General features: G+C 68.0%; 19 protein-coding genes. 10 read left to right on the plus strand and 9 right to left on the minus strand.

From position 1 onward, the window contains the following. Positions 1-48: 48 nt before the first annotated feature. The 3 genes from ACP59X_RS20265 to ACP59X_RS20275 form a co-directional block, all read right to left on the minus strand. Positions 49-711: an anaerobic carbon-monoxide dehydrogenase catalytic subunit gene (locus ACP59X_RS20265; protein ID WP_428561997.1), complete on the minus strand. Its 663-nt coding sequence runs from the start codon at positions 709-711 to the stop codon at positions 49-51. A gap of 280 nt (positions 712-991) precedes the next feature. After that, positions 992-1,642 carry a Crp/Fnr family transcriptional regulator gene (locus ACP59X_RS20270; protein ID WP_428561999.1) on the minus strand — a complete coding sequence of 217 codons (651 nt, stop codon included), beginning with the start codon at positions 1,640-1,642 and terminating at the stop codon, positions 992-994. Positions 1,643-1,730: 88 nt separating this feature from the next. Then, positions 1,731-2,510 carry a hypothetical protein gene (locus ACP59X_RS20275; RefSeq protein ID WP_428562001.1) on the minus strand — a complete coding sequence of 260 codons (780 nt, stop codon included), beginning with the start codon at positions 2,508-2,510 and terminating at the stop codon, positions 1,731-1,733. Positions 2,511-2,645: 135 nt separating this feature from the next. Here ACP59X_RS20275 and ACP59X_RS20280 point away from each other — a divergent pair, with 135 nt between their 5' ends. After that, positions 2,646-3,974 (plus strand): sigma-54 interaction domain-containing protein, encoded by a 1,329-nt coding sequence (locus ACP59X_RS20280; protein ID WP_428562003.1) that lies wholly within the window; start codon positions 2,646-2,648, stop codon positions 3,972-3,974. A gap of 689 nt (positions 3,975-4,663) precedes the next feature. Here ACP59X_RS20280 and fcl read toward each other — a convergent pair. From fcl to rpe, 4 genes are read right to left on the minus strand one after another with little or no spacing between them, the layout of a single operon-like run. Beyond that, on the minus strand, positions 4,664-5,623 hold the full coding sequence (gene fcl / locus ACP59X_RS20285) for a GDP-L-fucose synthase (RefSeq protein WP_428562005.1): 960 nt from the start codon (positions 5,621-5,623) through the stop codon (positions 4,664-4,666). Positions 5,624-5,657: 34 nt separating this feature from the next. Further along, the gene (locus tag ACP59X_RS20290) at positions 5,658-5,999 is read right to left on the minus strand and encodes an Hpt domain-containing protein (RefSeq protein WP_428562007.1); all 342 of its coding nucleotides are present in this window, start codon (positions 5,997-5,999) and stop codon (positions 5,658-5,660) included. Then, complete coding sequence (locus ACP59X_RS20295; protein WP_428562009.1) at positions 5,986-8,010, minus strand: PAS domain-containing hybrid sensor histidine kinase/response regulator; 2,025 nt, start codon at positions 8,008-8,010, stop codon at positions 5,986-5,988. Before ACP59X_RS20295 ends, ACP59X_RS20290 begins: the two co-directional genes overlap by 14 nt. After that, positions 7,973-8,647 carry a ribulose-phosphate 3-epimerase gene (rpe, locus tag ACP59X_RS20300; protein WP_428562011.1) on the minus strand — a complete coding sequence of 225 codons (675 nt, stop codon included), beginning with the start codon at positions 8,645-8,647 and terminating at the stop codon, positions 7,973-7,975. The genes ACP59X_RS20295 and rpe overlap by 38 nt, the downstream gene beginning before the upstream one ends. Positions 8,648-8,938: 291 nt before the next feature. Here rpe and ACP59X_RS20305 point away from each other — a divergent pair, with 291 nt between their 5' ends. From ACP59X_RS20305 to ACP59X_RS20345, 9 genes are all read left to right on the plus strand, one after another. Further along, entirely contained in the window at positions 8,939-9,742 is an 804-nt protein-coding gene (locus ACP59X_RS20305) for a phosphate ABC transporter substrate-binding protein (RefSeq protein WP_428562013.1), read from the plus strand. 76 nt (positions 9,743-9,818) lie between these two features. After that, positions 9,819-10,712 carry a phosphate ABC transporter permease subunit PstC gene (gene pstC, locus ACP59X_RS20310; protein ID WP_428562015.1) on the plus strand — a complete coding sequence of 298 codons (894 nt, stop codon included), beginning with the start codon at positions 9,819-9,821 and terminating at the stop codon, positions 10,710-10,712. Between the two features lie 18 nt (positions 10,713-10,730). Then, positions 10,731-11,609, plus strand: coding sequence for a phosphate ABC transporter permease PstA (pstA, locus tag ACP59X_RS20315; RefSeq protein WP_428562017.1), 879 nt, complete (start codon positions 10,731-10,733; stop codon positions 11,607-11,609). A 346-nt stretch (positions 11,610-11,955) separates the two neighbouring features. Further along, positions 11,956-13,161 (plus strand): PhoH family protein, encoded by a 1,206-nt coding sequence (locus ACP59X_RS20320; RefSeq protein ID WP_428562019.1) that lies wholly within the window; start codon positions 11,956-11,958, stop codon positions 13,159-13,161. A gap of 317 nt (positions 13,162-13,478) precedes the next feature. Continuing rightward, positions 13,479-16,673, plus strand: a complete 3,195-nt coding sequence (locus ACP59X_RS20325; protein ID WP_428562021.1) for an ATP-binding protein — start codon at positions 13,479-13,481, stop codon at positions 16,671-16,673. 96 nt (positions 16,674-16,769) lie between these two features. Further along, the gene (locus ACP59X_RS20330; RefSeq protein WP_428562023.1) at positions 16,770-17,372 is read left to right on the plus strand and encodes a GAK system XXXCH domain-containing protein; all 603 of its coding nucleotides are present in this window, start codon (positions 16,770-16,772) and stop codon (positions 17,370-17,372) included. After that, entirely contained in the window at positions 17,365-18,564 is a 1,200-nt protein-coding gene (locus ACP59X_RS20335; protein WP_428562025.1) for a hypothetical protein, read from the plus strand. Before ACP59X_RS20330 ends, ACP59X_RS20335 begins: the two co-directional genes overlap by 8 nt. A 72-nt stretch (positions 18,565-18,636) precedes the next feature. Then, a complete protein-coding gene (locus ACP59X_RS20340; RefSeq protein ID WP_428562027.1) occupies positions 18,637-18,933 on the plus strand; it encodes an amphi-Trp domain-containing protein in 297 nt (98 codons plus the stop codon). A gap of 4 nt (positions 18,934-18,937) precedes the next feature. Further along, positions 18,938-20,572 carry a phosphate signaling complex PhoU family protein gene (locus tag ACP59X_RS20345; protein ID WP_428562029.1) on the plus strand — a complete coding sequence of 545 codons (1,635 nt, stop codon included), beginning with the start codon at positions 18,938-18,940 and terminating at the stop codon, positions 20,570-20,572. Positions 20,573-20,581: 9 nt separating this feature from the next. On the opposite strand, the gene ACP59X_RS20350 is transcribed toward ACP59X_RS20345, so the two are convergent. Then, positions 20,582-24,061 (minus strand): PAS domain S-box protein, encoded by a 3,480-nt coding sequence (locus ACP59X_RS20350; RefSeq protein ID WP_428562031.1) that lies wholly within the window; start codon positions 24,059-24,061, stop codon positions 20,582-20,584. A gap of 233 nt (positions 24,062-24,294) precedes the next feature. Then, positions 24,295-24,552 carry a hypothetical protein gene (locus ACP59X_RS20355; RefSeq protein ID WP_428562033.1) on the minus strand — a complete coding sequence of 86 codons (258 nt, stop codon included), beginning with the start codon at positions 24,550-24,552 and terminating at the stop codon, positions 24,295-24,297. Positions 24,553-24,743 lie beyond the last annotated feature (191 nt).

Genomic DNA, 24,743 nt, shown 5'->3' on the forward strand with positions numbered 1-24,743 from the left:
CGTCCGCCGTTGCCGGCGCCGGCGCCGGCGTCGGCGCTGGCGCGCGCCTCACGAATAGACCGTGCCGTCGTAGCGGTCGTTGAGCCCCAGGGCCAGCCGCCTGGCCGTGATGCGCCGGCCGATGGCCGCCGCCGCCCCGGCCGGGTCGGCTTCGACGCCATAGGCCTCGCCCAGGCGACAGCGCGGTTCGCAGCCGGCCGCCGCGGCCGCTTCGTGCAGCCCGATGCCGGCGGCCTGCCCCGAAGGCCCCTGGGGGGCGCACACGACCACGGGCAGGGCCTCGCCGGCCACGCCCAGGGCCTCGGCCAGCCAGGCGCACGACCACAGGATCGGCGCCGCTTCCCCGTCACCGTCCAGGCGCACCACGGGCGCCAGGCCCAGGTGATCGCAAAAATCCCCCAGCCCGGCCCCGACCGCTTCCGCGACCGAGTCCTCGAGCCCGCCGGCCGTTTCCAGGCCCGGTGCCGCGTTCGCCGCCACCAGGACCAGCACGTCCTGGCGGACCAGCTCCCGGGCCAGCGCCACCACGTGGTCATGGTCCCAGCCCTGGCCGATGATGCCGGCCAGGCCGCGCACCAGGCCGATGCGTAGCGCCTTGACCAGGGGGTCGAACGTCCCGCCGCAGGCGACCAGCAGGCCCGACGCGTCGGCGGCCTGCCCGGCCGCGCCGCCCGGGACGGATGCTTCGATGGTTTTCAACTCGTTGCCCATGCGATCCTCCCGCGCAGGCCGGCCGCATGGGGTCCACCGGCGGCCTGCACGGGCCGGAACGTACTTTTTTGTCAAAAGCGTGTCTGTCAGCCAGCCGACAGCGGCCCAGCCGTCCCCACGGCGCCGTCACGGGAGATGGGCGGAAAGCGGCACCGGGGCGGCTTCGGACAGCGTCGGCAATGCGGCGTCGGAGGAGTTCTACAAGCCCGTGTCCGAAGTCGCGGGGCACCGCTTCGGGCAGCGTCGGCAATGCGGCCGGGGGCGCGGGCTCTAAGAAAAGCTAGGCGTCGGCCAGGACCCGGAGCGCGGCCAGATCGGGCACGCGGATCACGCCCCGGCCCTCCAGGGCGATGACCCCTTCGCGCTCCAGGCTGTTGAGCAGCGAGGACACGGTCTGGCGCGAGGAGCCGACGATGGTGGCCAACTGTTCGACACTGAGCCCCAGGTCGCAGCAGGCGGCACCATCGGCCGCGGTTCCCGCCCGCCCGGCTTCCAGGGCGAGCAGATGGAGCAGCCGGCGGCGCACGTCGTAAAAGGCCAGGCCGTCGATGACCGTGAAGGCGTGGGCCAGCAGGTCGCCCAGGACCTTGACCATGGCCGCGGACAGGGCCGGCATGGAAAAAAGCAGCCGCCCCACCTCGGCCAGGTCGGCCACGAGCAATTCCAGATCGTCCAGGGCGGCCACATGGGCCCGGGTGTGGGTGGTGTAGACGTCGCCCGCGTCCAGGATGGCCATGGTGAATTCCTTGTCCCGCGAGGCCAGGTACACCCTGGCCCGGCCGCGCACGACGATGAAGAGCCGGTTGCGGGCCTCGCGCGGCGAAAAGACATGGCACCCCTTGGGATAGCGCTTGGTGACGAAGGCCTGGCGCAGCGCGGCGAAAGCGGGCTGTTCCAGTTCCGTGAGCAGATCGGCGTCGGTCAACCGCATGGGCGTTTCCCCGGGTATGCTGGCGGCCGCGGCCGCCGCGCCGTCGAGCCTAGCCTCTTTCCGGGCCCGGGAAAAGGCCGGCCCGGGTTCAGCCCGCCTTGGGGCCGCCGCCGAGGTGCGTCAGAAAGGCCGTGAAATTGCCGGTGTATTCGTAGTTGCCCACGTGGGTGAACACGCTGTGCACGTCGGCGTAGATCTCGCCGCCGATGTCCGTCCAGCGTTTGCAGAAGGCATAGTCCTCGGGCAGGTAGTCCCTATTGGCCGGATCGATGGCCGTCTCGAAAAAGGCGAAATTCCCCGTCTGGTCGTCGTTGGTGTAGGCGTAGTCGTAGGCCAGCTCGGGATAGGCCTCGGCAAGGCGCGTAAACACCTCGCGCTTGATCATCATGAAGCCCGTGGCCCCGTAGACCACCGGCAAAAGCCCGGTGACCGGCTCGGGCCGGCCGCCCGGCTTGAGCTTGACGGCGTAATGCAGCGAGGCCGCCTGGGCCACCCGCTCCAGCACGTCGCCCCGGATGGTGCGCAGCTTGTGCACGTCCAGGTGTTTGACCGGGTAGATGCCGCAGACCACGTCCTTGTCCGCCTCCAAAAACTTCCAGGGCAGCTCGGGCGGAAAGCCGATGTCCGCGTCGATGAACAGCAGGTGCGTGTATTCGGCCTGGCGCAGGAACTCGTTGGCGATGAGGTTGCGCCCGCGCGTGATCAGGCTCTCGTGGGACGGGGTGAGCATGCCCGTGCGGATGCCCTGGCGCTCCATGAAGCCCACCATGGGGATGACGGAACGCAGGTAGTTGACCGTCACGTTGCCGTTGTAGCACGGCGTGCCGATCATGAGCATCCGCCCCTTGGGGTCGACGGCCTCGGTCATGCGCACCTCCCTGGGCACGGGGCGGCCGGCAGACCCGGCCCCATGCGTGGGGCGGTTATCCGGTCAGGCCAGGGGGAAGTCAAGCCGGGCCGGCCTTGGACAGCCGCCCCCCCTTGGGCTATCACCATCCCCAGCATGGCCCTGCCCCGCGACATCCCCTGCGAAGCGATCATGGAATCCCTGGCCGACGGTGTGTTCACCGTGGACACGGATTTCACCATCACCTTTTTCAATCGCGCCGCCGGCGCCATCGCCGGCCTGGCCCCGGCCGAGGCGCTCGGGCGCAAATGCTGGGAGGTCTTCCATTCCAGCCTGTGCGACGGCGCCTGCGCCCTGGGCGCCTGCATCCGCGACGACACGACGCTCTCGGAACAAACCATCTTCATCGTGCGCCCCGACGGCCGCAAGGTCACGGTCAGCATCAGCGCCGCGCCCCTTCGCGACGCCACCGGCCGCATCGTCGGCGGCGTGGAAACCTTCCGCGACATCTCCGACCTCGACAGGCTGCGCAAGGAACTCCAAGGCGTGCGCACCCTGGAGGACATCGTCACCCGCAACCGGGAAATGGCCCGCCACCTGGACCTGCTGCCGCCCATCGCCCAAAGCGGGGCCACGGTGCTGCTTTTAGGCGAATCCGGCACCGGCAAGGAACTCTTCGCCCGGGCCCTGCACAACCTGAGCCCCCGCGCGGCCGGCCCCTTCGTCGCCGTCAACTGCGGCGCCATCCCGGCCGAACTGCTCGAATCGGAACTGTTCGGCCACGTGCGCGGCGCCTTCACCGACGCCAAGGCCGACCGCAAGGGCCGCTTCGCCCTGGCCAGCGGCGGCACGCTCTTCCTCGACGAGATCGGCGAACTGCCCCTGGCGCTCCAGGTCAAGCTGCTGCGCGTGCTCCAGGAACGCGTCTACGAGCCGCTGGGCGCCGACACCTCGGTCCCCGCCGACGCGCGCGTGCTGGCCGCCACCAACCGCGACCTGGAAGCCATGGCCCAGACCGGGGAATTCCGCCGCGACCTCTTCTACCGCTTAAGCGTCGCCCGGCTGGCCCTGCCGCCTTTGCGCCAACGCCCGGAAGACATCCCCCTGCTCGTGACCACCTTCATCGAACGCATAAACCTCCTGCGCGGCACCGCCGTCACGGGCCTCGCCGACGCCGCCATGCGCCGGCTGCTGCGCCACGACTACCCCGGCAACGTGCGCGAACTGCAAAACATCCTGGAATACGCCACCATCCTTTGCCCCGCCGGCCGCATCGGCCCCGAACACCTGCCCGACTACCTGCACCCGGCCCCCTCGCCCGCCGCCGCCGACACCGAGCCCCCCCGGACCATGCGCGCCGCCAAATACGCCGCGGCCAAGGCAGCCCTGGCCCGGCACGACGGAAAGGTCATGGCCGCCTGCCGCGAACTGGGCGTCACCAAGGATACGCTGCGCCGGATCGTGGAACTGGGACCGGGAGATTAGCCAGGGAACGGCAAAGGGTGGAAGGAGATAGAAGCAAGCGGAAAGCGGAAAGCGGAAGGCGAAGACTGGGGCGCTGCCCCAGGCCCCGCCGGGGGGCATGATGCCCCCCGGACCCCCTCGACGGGGCGGGTGGCAATGCGGTCGGGAACGGTGGGCGGCGGGGCGTCGGTCGTTGTGGTCGCGCAATGGGGGCTGCCGACACTGGCCGCAAAGCCGGCCAGCACGGCAGCCCCCATTGCGCGACCACGGGCGCCAGCGGCGAAGCGCCGCAGGTGAAGAAAAGGAGCCGGCCGGCAACCGCCCGTCGTAGCGCCAACGGCGAAGTGCCATATTTGAAGAAAAAGCCCTTCCAGAGGCTTTCAAAGCAAAAAATCCAAGACCTCGGCCCGAAGGGCCGACGGCTGGGCGAGGCCGCAATGGCCCCTTTCGAGCCGGGAGCGCAGCGACGGCATCGAAAGGGGCCATTGCGGCCTCGCATCTTCGCGCTGCGCACGTCCACCCTCCCGGTGACCGCAGCCACCACCGCCCAACGACGCCGATGGGGGGGACCGGGGGGCGTCACGCCCTCCGGCGGGCAGGGCGCTGCCCTGCCCGCCGGAGGCATCTCCCAAGATCAGGCAAGACCGAGGTCAGGCAGGCGCACGAGCGCAGGCGCAGGCGCAGGCGAGCACGCCCGCGGGGCTTGCGGGCTATTCCAGGCGGGCGGAAGCGATGTTGTCGCAAAACCAGTGATAGGTCTGGGCGAGGCCTTCGGCCAGGCTATGGCGCGGCTGCCAGCCGAGGGCGGCAAGGCGGCTGATGTCGAGGACTTTGCGAGGCGTGCCGTCGGGTTTGGAGATATCGAAGGTGATGGTGCCGGTAAAGCCGGTCACTGCGGCCATCCGTTCGGCCAGTTCGCGGATGGAGACTTCCTGGCCGGTGCCGATGTTGATGATTTCCTCGTCGTCGTAGCGCTCGAAGCAGGCCAGGGCGGCGGCGGCCATGTCGTCGACGTGGAGGAACTCGCGCAGGGCGTTGCCCGTGCCCCAGACCACGACGCTGTCCAGGCCATCGCGGCGCGCCTCGTGGAAGCGGCGCATGAGCCCGGGGATGACGTGGGAGTTGACGGGGGTGAAGTTGTCGCCCGGGCCGTAGAGGTTGGTCGGCATGAGGCTTATGGCCGAAAACCCGTACTGGCGGCGATAGGCCTGGCACATCTTGATGCCGGCGATCTTGGCGATGGCGTACCACTGGTTGGTGGGTTCCAGGGGGCCGGCCAGGAGCTGGTCCTCGCGCATGGGCTGGGTGGCCAGCCTGGGATAGATGCAGGAGGAGCCGAGGAAAACAAGCTTTTCCACGCCGTTTTTATAGGCAGCGTCGATGACGTTGGTCTGGATGAGCAGGTTGTCGCGGATGAAATCGGCCGGATAGGTATCGTTGGCGTGGATGCCGCCGACCTTGGCCGCGGCCAGGAAGACGCAGGCGGGGCGCTCGGTTTCGAAAAAGGCCCGCACGGCGGCCTGGTCGGTCAGGTCGAGCTCGCGATGGGTCCGGGTGACGAGGTTGGCCCCGAGGCGGAGGAGGGCCCGGGCGATGGCCGCGCCGACGAGGCCCCGATGGCCGGCGACATAGATGGGTTTTCGGGCGCTGACGGCTTCGGCGATGTTCATGGCCGGGATGTGTAGCAGTCCGTGGCCCGGCTGCCTAGTCCCGGAGGGGTCCGGTCAGGGCCGCAAGCGAGGCGCAAAGGGCCGGGATGGCGGTCGTCACCGCCGGGAAATCGCCGGTTTGGGCCTGTTCCTGGATGGCCTGGGCGGCCGCGGCCAATTCGGGCAGGCCGAGGTTGAGGAGGTTGCCTTTGAGGCCATGGGCCGCTTCGACGCAGGCGATGCCGTCCCGGCTTTCGGCGGCCTGGGCAAGCCGCGCCAGGGACTCGCCGAGCACGACGGCGGCCACGTCCAGGGCCTGCTCGGTTTCGGCGGTGGAAAGCAGCTGCTTGCGGCGCAGGAAGGCGTGGGCTCGGCGCCTGGCCTCAGCCGGGTTCATGGCCGTCCGGACCGGTCGCACCCACCAGGCCGACCAGCACTTTTTCCAGGTCGTTGATGCGGTAGGGCTTGGCGAAAAAGGCGGTCATGCCGGCCTGGCGGCAGCGGGCGGCGTCGTCGGCCGAGGCCTGGGCGGTCAGGGCGACGATGGGCGTGTCGATGCCGGCCTCGCGCGCCCGCCTGGCCACTTCCAGCCCGTCCAGGCCGGGCATGCGCAGGTCCATGAAGATCACGTCGTAGGGGGTTTCGGCCTTGTGGGCGCTCAGGAGCATGTCCAGGGCCTGGCGACCGTCGGCGGCGAAAGCCTGTCGGGCGACGCCCAATTTTTCCAGTATCTTCTGGAGCAGGAAGCGATTGAACGGGTTGTCCTCGGCCACCAGCACCCGGATGCCGCCGAGGTCGGACAGCGGCGACAGGGGCTGTCGCGGCCGCACGGCGGTGGCGGCCGTATCGGGCTCGCGCAGGCGCAGGGTGAAGGAAAAGGTGCTGCCCTGGCCCGGGCGGCTTTCCAGTTCCAGCCCGACGCCGCCAAGCAGGCGCACCAGCCGGTCGCAGATGGACAGGCCAAGCCCGGTGCCGCCGTGTTCGCGGGCCACGTCCTCGCCGGCCTGGACAAAGGGCTCGAAGATGCGCTGGCGCATGTCCTCGGGGATGCCCGGGCCGGTGTCGGCCACGGCGAAACGGATGGTGGTGGCGGCGGCTTCGCCGCTGCCACCCTGTATCAGCGAGGCGCTGAGCGTCACCCGGCCGCGCTCGGTGAACTTCAGGGCGTTGGACAGCAGGTTGAGCAGGATCTGCTTGAGGCGCACCGGATCGCACACCAGCACCCGGGGCAGGCTCGGGTCGCGGGAAAGCCCGAGCAGCAAGCCGCGTTCCTCGGCCAGGGGGGCCATGACCCGCCGGGCTTCCTCGAGCAGCCGGTCGATATCCACGGCTTCGGGCCGGATTTCCAGGCGGCCGACCTCGATGCGGGAAAAATCCAGGATGTCGTTGAGGATGACGAGGAGTTCCCCGCCGGCGGCCCGCATGGTTTCCAGGCTTTCGCGCTGCTCGTCGGTCAGGGGCGTGCGCAGCAACACCTGGGCCAGGCCCATGATGGCGTTTAAGGGGGTGCGGATCTCGTGGCTCATGTTGGCCAGGAAGGCCGATTTCATCCGGCTGGCTTCCTCGGCCTCGACCCGGGCCCGGATGAGGTCCGTGATGTCGGCGAAGGATTCGATGCCGCCGGTGACGTTGCCCGCGTCGTCGTGGATGGGGGCGGCGTTCTTGCGGATGGTCAGGCGGCGGCCGTCGCGGGTGACGATGCGGGCCTGGGCCTGGCGCAGGGGGGCCTGGCCGGCCTCGGCCGGTCCGGCCGACGGCGGCGACTCGCGCAGCAGCGCCCCCCGCCGCCGGCCCAGGGCCTGGTCCCGGGCGTAGCCGGTAATCGCCGTGAATTCGTCGTTTATGGTCAGGACCACGTCGTCACGGTTGACGATGCAGATGGCCGCGCCGGCGATGGTGATGACCTGCTCGAGAAAGCTCTTCTCGCGCTCCACCGACAGCCGGGCCTCGACCAGGGGGGTGACGTCGATGAGCGACACGATCAGCCCCCGGAAGGCACCGTCCTCGAAAACGGGCTGGAGCTTGACCGTGATGTCCCGGTCGGCCAGCCGGCTGTCGAAGGACACGGGCGCGTGGGCCGCCCCCCGGCGAAACAGGCCCAGGAACACGCTGGCCTGGTAGTCTTCGGTCTCCAGGCGCAGGGCCTCGATGCCCCGGCCGAGGACCTCCTCCCGGGCGCTGCCGAGCAGGGCCAGGCAGCGGTCGTTGACCTCGACCACCCTGTCGCCGGCGGTGACGAAGGCGATGCCCTGATCCAGGGCGGCCAGAATGGAGGAAAGGCGGGAGAGGCGGCCCGTGTCGTCCAGCGCCGGCGAGGGGGCCGGGCTCGGACGCCAGGTCCGCCCCGGCGGCCACGGCCTGGCCGCGGCCTTAGGTCGTGCGCGTCGCGGCCGCCGCGTGAAAGACATCCAGGCGCTCCTTGTAGGGAGGGTACCCGAAAAAGGCCGATCCCGAAACCAGCACGTCGGCCCCGGCGGCGACCAGGGCGGCGGTGTTGTCCGGGGTGACGCCGCCGTCCACCTGGATGCGGAAGGCCAGGTCGCGTTCCCGGCGCAGGGCGGCCAGGTCCTTGACCTTGTCCAGGCAAAACGGAATAAACGTCTGTCCCCCGAATCCCGGGTTGACGGTCATGATCAGGACCATGTCGAGCTGGGGCAGCAGGTATTCGACCATGGCCAGGGGGGTGGCCGGATTGAGGGCCACGGCGGCGTCGGCGCCCAGGCGGCGGATCTCCGAAACCGCCCGCTCCAGGTGGGCCGTGGCCTCGGCATGGACGCAGATGAGGTCGGCGCCGGCGTCGCGGAAAGCCGAAAGGTAGCGCTCGGGGCGCTCGATCATCAAATGGGTGTCGAAATAGAGGCGGCTGCGGCGGCGCAGGGCGGCGATGACCGGCGGGCCGAAGGTGATGTTGGGCACGAACAGGCCGTCCATGACGTCGAGGTGCGCCCAGGTGAGCCCGGCCTCCTCCAGGGCGGCCAGCTCGTCGGCCAGCCGGCTGAAATCCGCGGACAACAAGGACGGCGAAAGGACAAAGGGCGCGGTCATGGCGGCTCCGGCGGCGCGCGGGGATCCAGGCCCTTCAAACGCCGTGCCCCAACATAGACGCCCCTGCCGGCCGGGTCAAGGCACTGCCGCCGGTTGTCGGCGCCTTGGGTCCGTTGTAACAGACACATAAGGCAACATGCCGCAATAAAATAGGAATTTCGACAGGCCCAAGCGTCACGCGTTTTCCGCCCCCCTGTCACCAACCCGTAACATGGCATGCCTAGCTTTCCGACGCGAACAAGGGCGCTTCGCGCCAATCGTGGCGCGACAACCAATTTTGAGGAGGGTTCCATGAAAAAACTGATCGGTATCGTGGCCGCGTGTCTGTTGCTGGCCGCCAACGCCTTTGCCGACACCACCATCAAAGTGGACGGCTCCACCACCGTGCTGCCCATCATGCAGAAAGTCGTCGAAGCCTACATGAAGGCCCATCCGGACGTGAAGATCTCCGTGTCCGGCGGCGGCTCGGGCAACGGCATCAAGGCGCTCATCGACGGCGCCACCGACGTGGCCATGGCCTCGCGGGCCATGGAAACCAAGGAAATCGACCTGGCCAAGACCAAGAACGTCGCCCCCAACCAGATCGTGTGCGCCATCGACGCCATCGTGCCCGTGGTCAACCCGGCCAACAAGCTTTCCGAAGTCACCCTGGCCCAGCTCAAGGACCTCTACATGGGCAAGGTCACCAGCTGGAAGGACCTCGGCGGCGAAGGCCCGGTGGTTGTCATTTCCCGCGACACCTCCTCGGGCACCTACGAGACCTGGGAAGGCCTGGTCATGAAGAAGGAACGCGTGTTCCCCGGCGCGCTCATGCAGGCCTCCAACGGCGCCGTGGTTCAGGCCGTCAGCAAGAACAAGAACGCCATCGGCTACATCGGCATCGGCTACCTCGACGCCTCCACCAAGGGCCTTAAGGTCGACGGCATCGAAGCCACGGCCGAGAATGCCAAGTCCAAGAAGTACCCGGTTTCCCGCGACCTCTACCTCTACACCAACGGCGCCCCGGCCGGCGCGGTCAAGGGCCTGGTCGACTTCGTGCTGAGCGCCGAAGGCCAGAAGCTGGTCAAGGAAGCCGGCTTCGTGCCGCTGAACTAGCCGGCTCCGGCAAACGTCCACTACGCGCCCCGGCCCGCCACCACGCGGCGTCGGGGCGCGCCCTCGGGAGAACCACATGGCCCTTTCGCGCAAGTCCAAGGACACCCTGATCCGCAACGCCTTCTTCCTGACCGCCCTGTCCTCCATCGTCGCCCTGGCGCTCATCATGGTCTACCTGTTCGTGGAGGGCCTGCCGATCTTCAAGGTGGTCTCGGTGACGGATTTCCTGTTCGGCAACCTGTGGTACCCCACGTCCGACCCGCCGGATTTCGGCATCTTTCCGCTCATCGTCGCCTCCCTGGCCGTCACGGCCCTGTCCTCGGCCATCGCCATACCGCTGGGCGTCATGACCGCCATCTATTTGGCCGAGATCGCCAGCCGCAAGACCCGCGACATCTTCAAGCCCATCGTCGAACTCCTGGCCGCCCTGCCCTCGGTGGTCATCGGCTTTTTCGGCATGGTCGTGGTCGCCCCCTACCTCCAGGAAACCTTCGACCTGGCCACGGGGCTCAACCTCTTCAACGCCGCCATCATGCTGGCCTTCATGTCCGTGCCGACCATCTGCTCGGTGTCCGAGGACGCCCTGTACGCCGTGCCCCGCGAGCTCAAGGAAGCCTCCCTGGCGCTGGGGGCCACCCATTTCGAGACCATCGCCAAGGTGGTCCTGCCGGCCTCGCTGTCCGGCATTTCCACGGCCATCATGCTCGGCATGTCCCGGGCCATCGGCGAGACCATGGTCGTTTTGATGGTCGCCGGCGGCGCGGCCATCATCCCCACCTCCATCTTTTCGCCCGTGCGGCCCATGCCGTCGAGCATCGCCGCCGAGATGGCCGAAGCGGCCTTCCGGGGCAACCACTACCGGGCGCTTTTCGCCATCGGCATCGTGCTGTTCCTTTTCACCCTGGCCTTCAACCTCGTGGCCAGCCACGTGGCCGAAAAGCACAAACAGGTCGGCGCGGCCACCCTGTAGCCGCCAAGGAGCCACGCCATGAACCCCTCCGCCATCACCCACGCCGGCCTGGCCCGCCGCCACCGCACCCAGAAGATCATGTGGGGCGTGTTCGGCCTGTCCTCGCTCATCAACATGGCCGCCTTGGTGCTCATCTGCGGCTTTTTGCTCATCAAGGGCCTGCCGGCCATCTCCTGGAGCTTTTTAACCGAGATGCCCCGCGACTCCATGACCGCCGGCGGCATCCTGCCCTGCATCCTGGGCACGCTCTACTTGAGCCTGGGCACCATGTGCGTGGCCTTTCCCCTGGGCGTGGCCTCGGCCGTGTACTTAAACGAATACGCCCGGCCGGGCCGCACCCTGCGGCTGATACGCCTGGGCATCAACAACCTGGCCGGCGTGCCCTCGGTGGTCTTCGGCCTTTTCGGCCTGGCCTTTTTCGTGACCTTCTTCGGCTTCGGCGTGAGCCTTTTGTCGGGCATCCTGACCCTGTCCATCCTGGTGCTGCCGGTCATCATCGGCACGGCCGAGGAGGCCCTCAAATCCGTGCCCCAGACCTACCGCGAGGCCTCGCTGGGCCTTGGGGCCACCAAGTGGCAGACCATCCGGCTGGTGGTGTTGCCGGCGGCCCTGCCGGGCATGCTCACCGGCGCCATCCTGGGCCTGTCCCGGGTGGCCGGCGAAACGGCCGCCATCATGTTCACGGCCGCCGTCTTTTTCACCCCCTACCTGCCCACCAACGTTTCCGACGCGGTCATGGCCCTGCCCTACCATATCTACGTCCTGGCCACGGCCGGCACCGATATCGACAAGACCCGGCCGCTGCAGTACGGTACGGCATTGGTGCTGATCATCCTGGTGCTGGGCATGAACCTCGGGGCCATCCTCTACCGGGCCAAGCTGCAAAAAAAGCGCTAGGCCCCAGGCGAAAGGCCCGGGCGATGCGATGCAACCTTCCGACAGCGGGGTTGAGCCAGGCGTGAGCGCAATCCGGACCGCACGGTCCAGGCGGCGGCAGCGGCCGGGGTGCTGCGCCGCGATCAAGATGAGCCGAACGGGGCGGCGTGGCGCAAGGGGCGTCGCGCCGCCTTTTTCATTGGGAAGCCGCCCGGCCAGGGCGGTCCGCCCGGCCGATCCCCAAGCCTGGAGGCTGGCTTCGGGGCGCGGACGCGGCGGGCCTGGCCCGGGCGGCCAACGGACGCCGGCGGCGCGGGGGCGTTCCCCGGGCCGTCCGGCGCGGACGACGGATCGCAGGGAGGCCCTCATGACCCAGGCGCAGGACACGGGACGCAAGAACTACGTGCTCGACACCAACGTCCTGATCGAAAACCCCCAAAGCGTGCTGAAGCTGCGAAACGGCGTGGAAAACGCCATCCACATTCCCTACCACGTGCTCATGGAGCTGGAGTCGCTCAAAAAAACCCCGAAACTGCGCCACATCGTGGCCAATGTCATCCAGATCCTCGGCGACAACCGCGAGCACATCCACTTCATCCAAAACGACAAAAGCCACTCGGCCTTCACCGACATCGTCGACAACCACATCCTCGACGAGATCCAGGCCTCGACCATCGACGACCCGGTGCTCGTGACCAACGACCGCATCCTCAAGCTCCAGGCGGAGCTGCGCGGCATCAAAAGCGAGGAGCTGCGCGACTCCAAGCCCTTCGAATCCGAATCCCAGCGCTACACCGGCTTCGCCGAGGAAAACGGCGAGATCGTGCCCAACTGCTTCACCTGGCGCGACGGCAAGCCGGTGCTCCACGCCCCGGACGGGGAAAAAGTCATCAACTACACCTGCGACGTCTGGAACGTGCGGCCGCGCACCGTCTACCAGAACCTGGCCCTGGAACTCATCATGTCCCCGCACATCGACCTGGTGTCCATCCAGAGCGAGGCCGGCTACGGCAAGACCTTCCTGGCCCTGGCCGCGGCGCTTTTCGCCGTGCAGGAGAAAAAGCACTACGACAAGATCTTCGTGCTCAAGCCCACCATCGAGATCGGGGCCAAGCTCGGCTACCTGCCGGGGGATGTGTCCGAAAAGATGGAGCCCTACGTCAAATACGTCTTCGACCTGCTGGTCAAGCTCCACCGCTGCCGGGCGGCCAACAAGGTCTTCCTCAACCCCAACGACGAGATGCTGCGCATCAACCCGAAGAAATTCGAGATCCTGCCCCTGGCCTTCGTGCGCGGCATGAACATCGAAAACGCCTTCGTGGTCATCGACGAGGCCCAGAACCTGTCGCGCACCGAAGTCCGGGCCGTGCTCACCCGCATGGGCGAGGGCGTCAAGTGCGTGGTCCTCGGCGACACCTCCCAGGTGGACAACCCCTACCTCAACGAAGCCAACAACGGGCTCAACTGGATCGTGCGCAAGTTCAAGGGCTTTGCCAACTACGCCCACATCGTGCTCAAGGGCGAACGCTCGCGCGGGCCCATCACCGACATGGTCCTGCGTTCGAAACTCTGATGCCGACGGCCCCGGGGCGGCGCGCCGCGACCGCCGCCCCGGCGCCGTGCGCCCCGTGCTTGCGGCTGCCGGCGTATTTCCGGTCCACCGGCAGCAGGCACCGCGGGCTGGAACCCTGACGCCACCCTCCAAGGACTCGCCGAAAAAACGCCGGCCGCTTGCCCTGCCATCGGCATGGGTATATTCTGGGACACAATCGTTTCCACTGGCCGATGTTGCGCGCGGGCTCCCCGTACCGTGCCGAAACAAGCGAGGATGGTCCCGGTCGCCTCCTCCCCGGGTTTGACATGGATAATCATAAATACCGAAATTTCAACATGTTGCGCCTGACCTTGGCCTTGCTCATCCCGCTGGCGGCCTTTGCGCTCCAGTGGGTGTTCTGGGCGGCGATCAGGCCCTATATCTGGTTCCTGTTCTTTCCCGCCGTGTTCTTCAGTTCCCAGGTCGGCGGCATGCCCGGGGGACTGGCCGCCACGCTGCTCTCCGCCGGCCTGGCCTCGTTTTTCATGACGCCGCCGTTCTCTTTTCTGCGGGGCAATACCGTCAGCCTCATCTCCGTCCTGGTCTTTTTGGGCATGGGCTGGTTGTTTTCGCTCACCCACGCCCGTCTGTCCCGGGCCAAGCATGCCGCCGAAAAAGCCCTGGACGACACGCGCCAAGCCAACGACCACCTGCGCGAGGCCAACGAGGAGATTACCCGCCTCTACGAGAAGACGCTCGAACTCGACGCGCTCAAATCCAACTTCTTCGCCAACGTCAGCCATGAGCTGCGCACGCCCCTGACACTCATCCTCGGCCCCCTGACGCGGCTGCTGCACGCGCCCGAAACAAGCGAGGCCGCCCGGGCCGAACTGGCCGTGATGGAGCGCAATGCCAGGCTGCTGCACAACCACGTCTGCGACCTGCTCGACGTGGCCAAGCTGGATGCCGGCCGCATGGAACTCGGCTACGTCCGTTCGGACCTGGCCGCCGTGACCCGTTTCATGGCCTCGTGCTTCGAGTCCCTGGCCCGGGACAAGTCCATCCGTCTGCGCCTGGCCGTTCCCGACACCCTGCCCGTCCAGGCGGACCCGGAAAAGATCCGGCGCATCCTGCAAAACCTGCTGTCCAACGCCTTCAAATTCACTCCCGAGGGCGGCGAGGTCGAGGTGCGCCTGGAAAAAGGAGAGACAACGGCGCGCCTGACCGTTTCCGACAACGGCCCGGGCGTGCCGCCGGCCCTGCGCCAGGCCGTCTTCGAGCGCTTCCGCCAGATCGACGGCGGGGAAAACCGCCAACATGGCGGCACAGGCCTCGGCCTGGCCATCGCCCGGGAATTCGCGCTCCTCCACGGCGGCGACATCGCCCTCGAAACGTCCGCCGCCGGCGGGGCCTCCTTTGTCGTCACCCTGCCCCTGGCCGCCCCGGCCGGCGCGGCCGTGGACGAGGCCGGCGACGACGACTTCCCGGCCGCGGCCGACCCCCTGGCCGCCATTGCCCCGGCCGGACTGCGGCCCGTTTGTCCTGTCGCGCCCGCGGACGACGCTCCCCTTGTCCTGGTCGTCGAGGACAACGCCGACATGAACGCGTATCTGACCTCGGTGCTTGGCGGCCGCTATCGGCTCGCTACGGCCTTCGACGGCCGCGACGGCCTGGAGAAAGCCCGGGCCCTGCACCCGGACCTGATCGTGTGCGACGTGATGATGCCGGTCGTCAGCGGCCAGGAGATGGTGCGCGAACTGCGCCGCGAGGCCGGCCTGGACGACGTGCTCGTGGTGATGCTCACGGCCAAGGCCGACGAAACCCTGCGCCGCACGCTCCTGCGTGAAGGCGTTCAGGAATACATGGTCAAGCCCTTCGAGGCCGGCGAACTCCTGGCCCGCATCGACCGGCTTCTGGCCGACAAGGGCCGCCGCGACCACGACCTGCGGGCCAGCGAGCGCCGCTTCCAGGCCACCTTCGAGCAGGCGGCCGTGGGTATCGCCCTGGTCGCCCCGGACGGCCGCTGGCTTCGGGTCAACCGGAAACTGTGCGACATCGTGGGTTACGGCCAGGAAGAATTGACCGGCATGACCTTCCAGGACATCACCCATCCCGACGACCTCCAACAGGACCTCGCCCTGGTGCGCCGGATTCTCGACGGCGACATCGCGGCCTACGACAAGGAAAAACGATACATCCGCAAGGACGGCTCCGCGGTCTGGGTCAACCTGACCGTGGCCCTGGTCCGCGACGCGGCGGGGAATCCGGACTATTTCATCTCCGTGGTCGAGGACATCCACCGCCGCAAGACCGCCGAGGAAGCCTTGCAACGCTCCCGGGACGAGCTGCGCCATGCTGCTCAGGAGGCCACCGAACTCGCCCGGAGGGCCGAGGCCGCCAACCTGGCCAAAAGCTCATTTTTGGCCAACATGAGCCACGAAATCCGCACGCCACTCAACGGGCTCATGGGCATGATGCAGCTGCTTAAGACCACGCCCCTCGACGACGAGCAACTCGAATACGCCGACATGGCCATCCGCTCGGGCAAGCGCCTGACCCAGTTGCTCGGCGACATCCTGGACCTCTCGCGCATCGAGGCGGCCCGCCTGACCCTCTACCCGGCCCCGTTGCGCCTGGCCGAGGTCTTTGACGCCCTGTGCGAAACCTTCGCCCCCCTGTCCCGGGAGAAAGCGCTGCCGCTTACCTGCGTCATCGGCCCGGACGTGCCCCCGGTGCTGGTCGGGGACGAAATGCGCCTGCGCCAGATCCTGTTCAACATCGTCGGCAACGCCATGAAATTCACCGCCGCCGGCGAGGTCCGGGCCGAGATTTCGCTGCTGCCGCCGCTGCCCGACGGGCGGTTGCGGCTGCTCTTCCAGGTCTCCGATACCGGCATCGGCATTCCGGACGACAAGCTGGGCTCCCTGGCGGCGCCCTTCACCCAGGTCAACGACTCCTACACCAAGAACCAGCAGGGGGCCGGGCTCGGGCTGGCCATCAGCCGCGAGCTCATCCGCCTCATGGAGGGCTCCCTCACCGTGGAAAGCGAGCTGGGGCACGGGACTAACGTCTACGTCATGCTGCCCTTGGCCCTGCCCCGGGAAGAACCGGACGACGCCTGGCAACCGGGCGCGACCCCAGCGCGCCAGGCCCCCTGCCGCGTCCTCGTGGTCGAGGACGACCGGGTCAACCAGTTAAGCACGGCCCGGCTCCTGGAAAAGCTCGGCTGCCGGGTCAGCGTGGCCGAGAACGGTCAGGAGGCCGTGGAAGCGGTGGCAAGGGAACCATTCGACTGCGTTTTCATGGACGTGCAGATGCCGGTCATGGACGGCCTGGAGGCCACGCGCCGTATCCGCGACCGGGGTCTGTCGCAGCTGCCCATCGTGGCCATGACCGCCTATGTCCTGAGCGGGGACCGGGAAAAGTGCCTGGCCGCCGGCATGGATGACTACATCGGCAAGCCGGCGCCCCTGGAAGCGTTGGCCCAGGCGTTACGGCGGGCACTGGCGCCGGCCGGGGCCCGGCCCCGGAGACCGGCGACGGATGCCTGAGGCCGCCATCAAACCGTCATCAACCGTACATTAAACTGCCCTCAACCGGCTTGGCCAGGACGGAACCCCGGCCTGGCAACACAAGGAGATGCCGCCATGCCCCCTTCACGCAAACGCAAATTCGAAATGGTCCTGCCCCGGGTCGAGGCCCTGCGCGCCCTGGCCGAACTGACGGCCAAGGCCGGCGAAGGCAGCCTGGTCATCGGGGAGGAAACCGTCGCCCTGGAAGACTTCACCAGCCTCAAGATCGGCATCAAGCACCTGGGCGCCTCGTGCCTGCTCAAGGTGAGCCTCAAATACCCCGCCCTGGGCGTGGCCGCCCTGCCCTCGCCGGCCAGCATGGACGCCGAGGAGGCGGCACCCCGGGAACAGGCCGTCGACAGCGCCCCGGAACCCATGGACGAAGGCGGCAAGCCCAGGTACAAGAGCCTTAAAAAACGGATGAAGCACTTTTTCAAGGCCATCGTCACGTCGCTGCGGGCCGGGCTGCCCCCCGATGCCGACATTCTGGCCGCTTTTGTCGCCGACAGCCGGCTGATGACCAGCTACCCCGGCAAGGGCGACGACTTCTATCCGGCCTACGATGCCGAGGTGGACCGGCTGGAGGCCGCCGCCGCCGGCGGCGACCTGGACGCCATGACCGCCTCCGTGGCCGCCCTTGGCCGCATGAAAAAGGAGTGTCACAGCCGCCATGCCTGATGCCGCCGCCGTCGCGGCCCCCGGCGCCGCGCCCCGCCCGGCCGGCGCCGAGGAGGCCCGTTGCGTGGAGATCGACCTCTCCCGCCTGGATCCGGCCGTCACCGAAGAGGACGCGCAGGCCTTTTCACGCATAAACGACGTCTCGCTCTCGCCCGAGCAGACCGAACGCATCGTCTCGCCGGCACGCACCTACCCCCGCCAGGAATACGTCCTGGCCACCCACTGGCACCCCGAACACGTGCCCATGGAGCTGCTCAAGACCCGCATCGACCGGCTCTACCCCAACCGCGTGGACGAGCTGATCATCCCCACCCAGCACAACGTGCTGCTCGACTACGACGGCTACCAGGGCGTGGAGGTGGACTGCTATTCCAGCGGGTTCAACCACAAGGTGCAACTGCTGCTCCATTTCAGGGGCCTCGACGCCGAGCGGGCCGAGGTGCTTTCCTCCATGCTGCGCCACACCCACCGCTACCGGGCCTCCCAGCTGTTCGAATACCTCGACGCCCTGTGCGAGCCGGCCGGCGAAGCCCGCCGCCAACAGGCCGCCGCCCGGTCCAACGCCGAGGAGGAACTGGTGGGCTTCGTCGCCGTCCAGGCGGCCAAGGTCAAGGCCCTGCTCCTCACCCACGAGGCCGACCTGCCCGAGGACGCCTACAAGAATAAGCTCGTGCGCAACTTCCTCGACACCTTGCGCTCCCGCTTCGGCGAGCGCATCGTCAACAAGGCGCAGGTCTACGCCAAGGCCGTCAAGGACCTGGTCAAGGAAACCTTTTCGCTGTCCTATTTTTATCGGGCCACGGAGGTGATCGAGGAGGCCCGGTCGCTCGGGGCCGGCATCGTCATTCCCCACCCCGAGCAGTTCTGGCCGATCCTTTTGGCCGACTACGACGTGGACGGCATCGAGGTCTGGAACCCCCAGTCCCAGCAGTACACGGAATTCCTCATCAACGTGGTCAACCGCCGCAACCGCATGGGCTGGCACGGCAAGCGCCCCCTGCTCATCTTCATGGGCGACGACTGCCACATGAGCGAAAAGACCCGCGACCCGGCCGAACAGGACGCGGCCAAGGCGGCCCGGGAAATCGGGCTCCAGCCCGCCTGGCACGATTTCGCCATCCGCAAGAGCCTGATCATCAACGGCGTCAGCCGCCGCAAGATCATCAACGAATACCGGTCGCGACTGGGCTAGCCGCCACCGACGCTACGCCGCGCCGCCCGGGAGGGCGGCCGGGGCGTTGCGTTTCGCCGCAAGGAGTGGGACGTGGAAAAGGAAACACGGTTCAAGTACGAGTCCGTCCAGGACGCGCAGACGCTCGCCCGCTACCTGCAGGCCGTCACGGACGGTTTCGCCGCCGGCGAACTGCGTTTTTCCAGCCGCGAAGGCGAGGTGGCCCTGCATCCCGGGGGCGTGATCGGCTTCCTGATCGAGGCCAAGTCCATGGGCGGGCGCATGAAGCTCCATCTGAAGTTCTCCTGGCGCGAGGACGGCGGCGAGGACGGCGACCCCGGACTGACCATCGCCCCGGGCCAGACCGCCGGCCACGACGCGGACGAGTGACGCCATGCGCATACTCGAAGGCATCGAAGAGAACTTCCGCTTCATGGTGCTGGAGGTGTCCAAGCAGGTGGCCAGCGCCCTGCAGGTGGTGGAGCGGCCCGAACCCGACCATATCAAGCGCATCGAGAGCCGCGACGACTACATCGACAACCTCAAAAGCGTCATCGAGAACACCTGCTGGGGCCGCATCCACGGTTCGCGCGACGGCAACAAGCGCACCCTCGACCTGGTGCGCGCGGCCAACATCATCAACATCAACCTGGAACGCATCGCCGACTACGCCGTCAACATCGTCTCCCAGGTCCAGTACCTGACCGACCCCCTGTTCATCCGGCGCTACGACTACCGCGACGCCTTCCTGGACGTGGAAAAGGCCCTGGGGCTGGTCTTTCCGGCCCTGACCCGCCAGGACGTGCGTTTGGCGCTGCGCATCTGCCGGGCGGAATTTTCCCTGGACGACCGGTTCAAGGCCGCCTTCGACGCCGTGCTGGCCGACCTGCGCCGGGGCGAATCCCCGGAAAACGCCATCTCCTGCTTCAACATCTTCCGCTATCTCGAACGGATGGGCGACGCCCTTCTCAACATCGGCGAGGCCGTCATCTTCGCCGCCATCGGCGAGAAGCTCAAGATCCACCAGTACCAGGCCCTGCAGGATTCCCTGGCCCACGGCGGCGAGGACATCCCCCTGTCCCCCGGGGATTTCAGCTCCATCTGGGGAACGCGCTCGGGCTGCCGCATCGGCCGGGTGGAGGAGCACGGCCCGCGCTCCAAGGGCGTGCTGTTCAAGGAAGGCAACGCCGCGAAGCTGGCCAAGGAAAAGGAGAACATCGAACGCTGGGAGCGCCTGTCCCCGGGCCTGCCGCCGGGCATCCAGGCCTTCCAGACCGACGGCGACTCGGCCTCCATGCTGCTCGAATACCTGGGCGGCTGCAATTTCCAGGAGGTGGTCCTGACCGCCGACCGGGAGATCGTGGAAAACGCCTGCTTCCTGATCACCCAGACCGTGGGCGGCGTCTGGGAGCAGACCCTGACCCGGGAACCCGTGCCCACGGATTTCATGGCCCAGATGCGCGCCCGCCTCGACGACGTTTTTCGGCTCTACCCTGGCTTCGCCACCGGGCCCAAGAACTTGTGCGGCCTGGCCGTGCGCTCCGTGGCCGACTTGATCGCCGCGGCCGCCAAGGCCGAGCAGGGGCTTTGCGCGCCGTTTTCCGTCTTCCTGCACGGCGACTTCAACCTCAACAACATCGTCTACGACCACACCGCCCAGCGCATCCACTACATCGACCTGCACCGCTCCCGCCAGGGCGACTTCGCCCTGGACACGGCCGTCTTTCTGGCCTCGAACTTCCGGCTGCCCGTCTTCGAGACGCGCCTGCGCCGGCGCATCCAGCTGGTCATGGACCGGTTCCTGGAGTTCGCCCGGGGGTTTGCCGCCGAACAGGGCGACACCACCTTCGAGGCCAGGCTCACCTTCGGCGTGGCCCGGGCCCTGGCCACCTCGGCCCGGTTCGAGGTCAATCGCGCCTTCGCCCAGGAACTCTTCCTGCGCGGGGCCTATCTGCTGGAGCGCCTGGCCGCCCGGGCGGGGGAGCCGTTCGAGGGCACGGCCTTTCCGGACGCCGTCCTCGTCTATTAGGGCCGGGGGTCAGCCGATGGGCAGGGCCACGGTGACCCGGGTACCCTGGCCGGGCTCCGTCTCCATGTCGATGACGCCGTTTTGGCAAAGCGTCATCAGCCGGGCCGAATAGGCGCCCAGGCCGCTGCCGCCCTGCTTGCCGCCGGTGGCGTACTTCTCGAAAAAGACCGGGACGATGTCCTCGGGCACCGGGGCCGGGTTGGCCAGGCGCAAGACCCCCCGGTCCCCCTGGCGGGTCACGGACACGGTCACGGCGCTGCCGGCCGGTTCGGCCTCGATGGCGTTTTTCAGCAGGTTGGCGACGATGTTCTGGCACAACAGGGCATTGCCCAGGACGAACACGGGCTCGGCGGCGGCAACGCCCACGGCAACGCCCCTGGCCCGGGCGGCGGGAGACAGCATCTCCGCCACCCCCGACACGATGCGGGCAAGATCCAGGCGCTGGGCGGCCAGCACGTAGGTACCGGTCTCCATCTTGTACAGGTCCAGGGACAGCTCGATCTGCTCCAGCATGGCCTGCCCCGCCCGCTCGATCTCGGCCAGCATCTCCCGCTGCTCCTCGTTGACCTCGCCCACGGCCATAACGAGCCCGGGCAGGTTGACGATGCTGTTGAGCGGCGCCTTGAGGTCGTGGCGCATGATGCGTTCCACGTCCTCGCGCACCCCCTCCAGCTCCTTACGCGCCGACACGTCGTCGAAGACCCACAGCGAGCCCGAGGCCGGGCTGTCCGGATCGATGCGCCGGCCATGGATGGAACACCAAAACGTCCGGCCCGACGAGGTGCGCAACCGCTCCTCGGCATGCACCGCCTCCCCGGCCGCCACCCTGTCGAGCAGCTCCCGCCGCACCGCCTCCAGCCGGGCCAAGTCGCCGTGGATGTCCGAAAGCGTCCGGCCGGCCAGGGACTCGGGCGCGAGGCCGAAAAGCTCGCCGAACCGGCGATTGGCCCGCACCAGGCCTTCGTCGGGGCCCAGGTGGGCGATGCCCACCGAGGAGGCGTTGAAGATGGCCTCGAACTCGCGCATGAGCAGCCGCAACCGGTCCTCGCGCTCCCGCTGGGCCGTGATGTCCTCCTTGACGGCCACGTAATGGGTGACCTGCCCGGCATCGTCGCGCACGGGCGAGATGGAGGAATCCTCCCAGTACAGCTCGCCGTTTTTCTTGCGGTTGCACAGCTCGCCCCGCCAGATTTGCCCGGCGGCCAAGGTCTCCCACATCTCGCGGTAAAAGGCGTCCGGATGGACGTCGCTTTTGAGCACGCGAGGGGTGAGCCCCTTGGCTTCCTCGGGCATGTAGCCGGTCAGGATGGAAAAATGCGGGTTGACGTATTCGATGATGCCCTTGGTGTCGGTAATGACGATGGAGGCCGGCGACTGCTCCACGGCCGCCCACAGCAGGCGCAGGGCGGCGTCCTTTTCGCGCATGGCGCTGATGTCCTCCACCGAGGCGATGACCGGCGTGGGATTGCGCCCGGCCTCCACGGGGTTGAACATGCTGCGCACGTGGCAGCTCTTGCCGCTGATGCGGCTGGTGTACGGGCCTTCGGCCGAGGCCGGCTGGCCGGCCAGGGCCCGCTGCAAGGTGTCGCGGATCGGCGGCGGCAGCCGGTCCAGGAGGTTGTGGCCGATGAGCTGGTCCTGGCGCAGGCCCAGCAGTTCGAGGATGCGGGCGTTGCAGTTGACCACGGTGCCCGTCTCGTCGAAAAAGACCAGCCCCAGGGGGGAATTGTCGAAGATCACCCGCAATTGCCGCTCCCGGCTGGCCAGCACGGCCTCGGCCGCCTTGCGCTTGGTGACGTCCGTGCAAAAGCCGTCCAGCCGGACGATGCCGCCGTCGGCATCGCGCACGGCCCGCAGGTTGAGGGAGACCCAGATGACCTGTCCGGCCCGCGTGAGCCGGCGGGATTCGTAATCGACCAGGTGGCCCTGGCGGCCCAGGGCGTCGAGGAAGGCGTCGCGCTCGTCGGGGTCGAAATACATCTGGGCCTGGATGTCGGTTACGGACGCAAGGAGGGTCTCCGCGCTCCCATAGCCGTACATCGCGGCCAGGTGGTTGTTGACCTTGAGGTAGCGGCCTTGGGCCGTGGAGGTGAAAATGCCCACCGGCGCGTTGTCGTAGAGGGCGCGCAGGGCCTCCTCGCTTTCACGCAGGGCCCGTTCGGCGGCGAGCCGGCCCGAAATGTCCCGCATGTAGCCGCCCACGCCCACCTGCCCCCCGTCCAGGGGCACCGGGAACTTGCGCACCTCGAAGGTCCGCTCGCCCACGGTTTCGAGCAGCGTGACCATCTCGCCGCCCTCCCGGGCGGCCAGGTCGGACTCGTGGCAGCGCCCGGCCAGGGCGGGCGGCATGAGCTCGTAATCCGTGCGCCCCAGCACCTCCTCGGGCGTCTTGCCGAAAAAGGCCGCCAGCGGCCTGTTGGCCACCAGGTGCCGCAAGCCGGCATCCTTGAGGAAGGCCATGTCGCCCGTGGCGTCGATGAAGGCCCGATAGCGGGCCTCGCCCAGGCGCAAGGCGGCGTTGGCCTGGGTGAGCGCCACGGTGCGCGAGGCCACCGTGCGTTCCAGGTCGGTGTTGGCCGCGTCCAAGGCGGCCGTGGCCCGGGCCACCGCCCGGGACAGGCGGGCCGGCCAGGACAGGAATACGAAAAAGGCCGCCCCCAGGGCCAGCCAGGTGCAGCCGGCCGCGGCCACGAGGCTCGCCTGGGGCGGCGGCCACGACCAGCCGCCCGGCGGCACCGCGGCCAGCAGCCACGCCCCGCCCGGCACGGGCATGGCGGCCGTTTCCGGATCGGCCGCGAAGATCGCCGGGTCGCCGAAGAGCATGGCCCCCGGGGAGGCGTCGGCGGCCTGCTCCCGGATAGCCAGGCGCAAGCCCATGTCCTGGTCCAGATGCAGGCTTGCGAAAAACGTCCCGGTATCGATGATGACCGTGGCCAGCCCCCACAACCGGGCCGGCTTGGGCTGCGGGCCGGCCGGGTAGACCGGCTCCCGGGCGATCAGCCCCTGGCCCCCCTGGAGCAGGTCCACGGGGCCGGTGACCACGACGCGGCCGTGTTCGAGGGCTTCGCGCAAGGGTTGGCGCTGGCCCGGCGGCAGGTCCCGGACCAGGTTCAGGCCGAGGATCCCGTCATTGCCCGTTTCCGGAAAGACGTGGCTGACCACGCCGTCCCGGGCCAGTTGCAGGGAACGGATGCCCGGCACGCCCTCGATGAGGCTCGCGGCGAAGGCGGCGAAGGCCTGGCGGGTCACCTCGGGGTCGCTGGCGGCAAAGGCGGCCAGGGCATGCAGGAAGGCCAGACGGGCGTCCAGGGCCGCCCGCAGGGACAGCCGGATGTCGCCGAGATGGGCGCTGACCTCGGCCCGGCGGTTTTCGTCGAAACGCCTGGCCTCCAGGCGCCACAACAGCCAGGATACAGGCACGACGAGCACCGAGGCCACCAACAACGCCAAAACCAACAGTTTGGCCCTTTGTCCAAGGCCATGGATCATAACGGCCGCATCCTTCGAGGCTATCCGGCGCTCGCGCCGTGCGCCCGCGCTCGCCGCAGGGAGGAAACGATTTCCCCGTGTCTCCCTTTTGTACCCGCATGCCCAGGCGACCGCAAGACGCCCAGGCCAAAATCGCCTCCCACCCCGGCCTCGCCGGCTGACCGCCCCACGACGTCCATCAAAAAAGCCCCCGCCTCAGGGCGAGGGCTTTTTTGGATGGACGGACGCGCCGGTTAGAAGCCGAACAGCAGGGCGGCATTGAAATAGGCCGCCAGGGTTCCCAGATCGATGGCCGTCTGCACCTGGGTCGGCAGCTTGGCGTCGCTGGTGCTGGCCGGGTTGCCGAAATTGAAGTTCTCTTCAAGCGTGGTTGTAAGCCCCCATGAGGTCGCCACATTCGCGGCCGTCCCCGCCATGGCCGGGGTCGTGGCGAAGGCCAGTGTCCAGGCGCAGGCGACGGCCCCCAAAAACGTGAGCATTTTCTTTTTCATAAGAGACCTCCTCAGCGTTTTTTCGAACAGACGAACGTCCAAACCACCTGTGGCGGCACTATAGCAAAGCCGAACCGTATTTCAAGAAGCCCCGGCCAAAAAAAGCAAGAGGCCCTCGCCGGCTGCCGCCTGACACATACCTGCCCGCCAACATCCCGTTTTCACGTCCCATCGCTTGGGCAAGCCGGACG

The sequence above is a fragment of the Solidesulfovibrio sp. DCME genome (genome assembly GCF_049995385.1).
In the GTDB taxonomy this organism is placed as follows: domain Bacteria; phylum Desulfobacterota; class Desulfovibrionia; order Desulfovibrionales; family Desulfovibrionaceae; genus Solidesulfovibrio.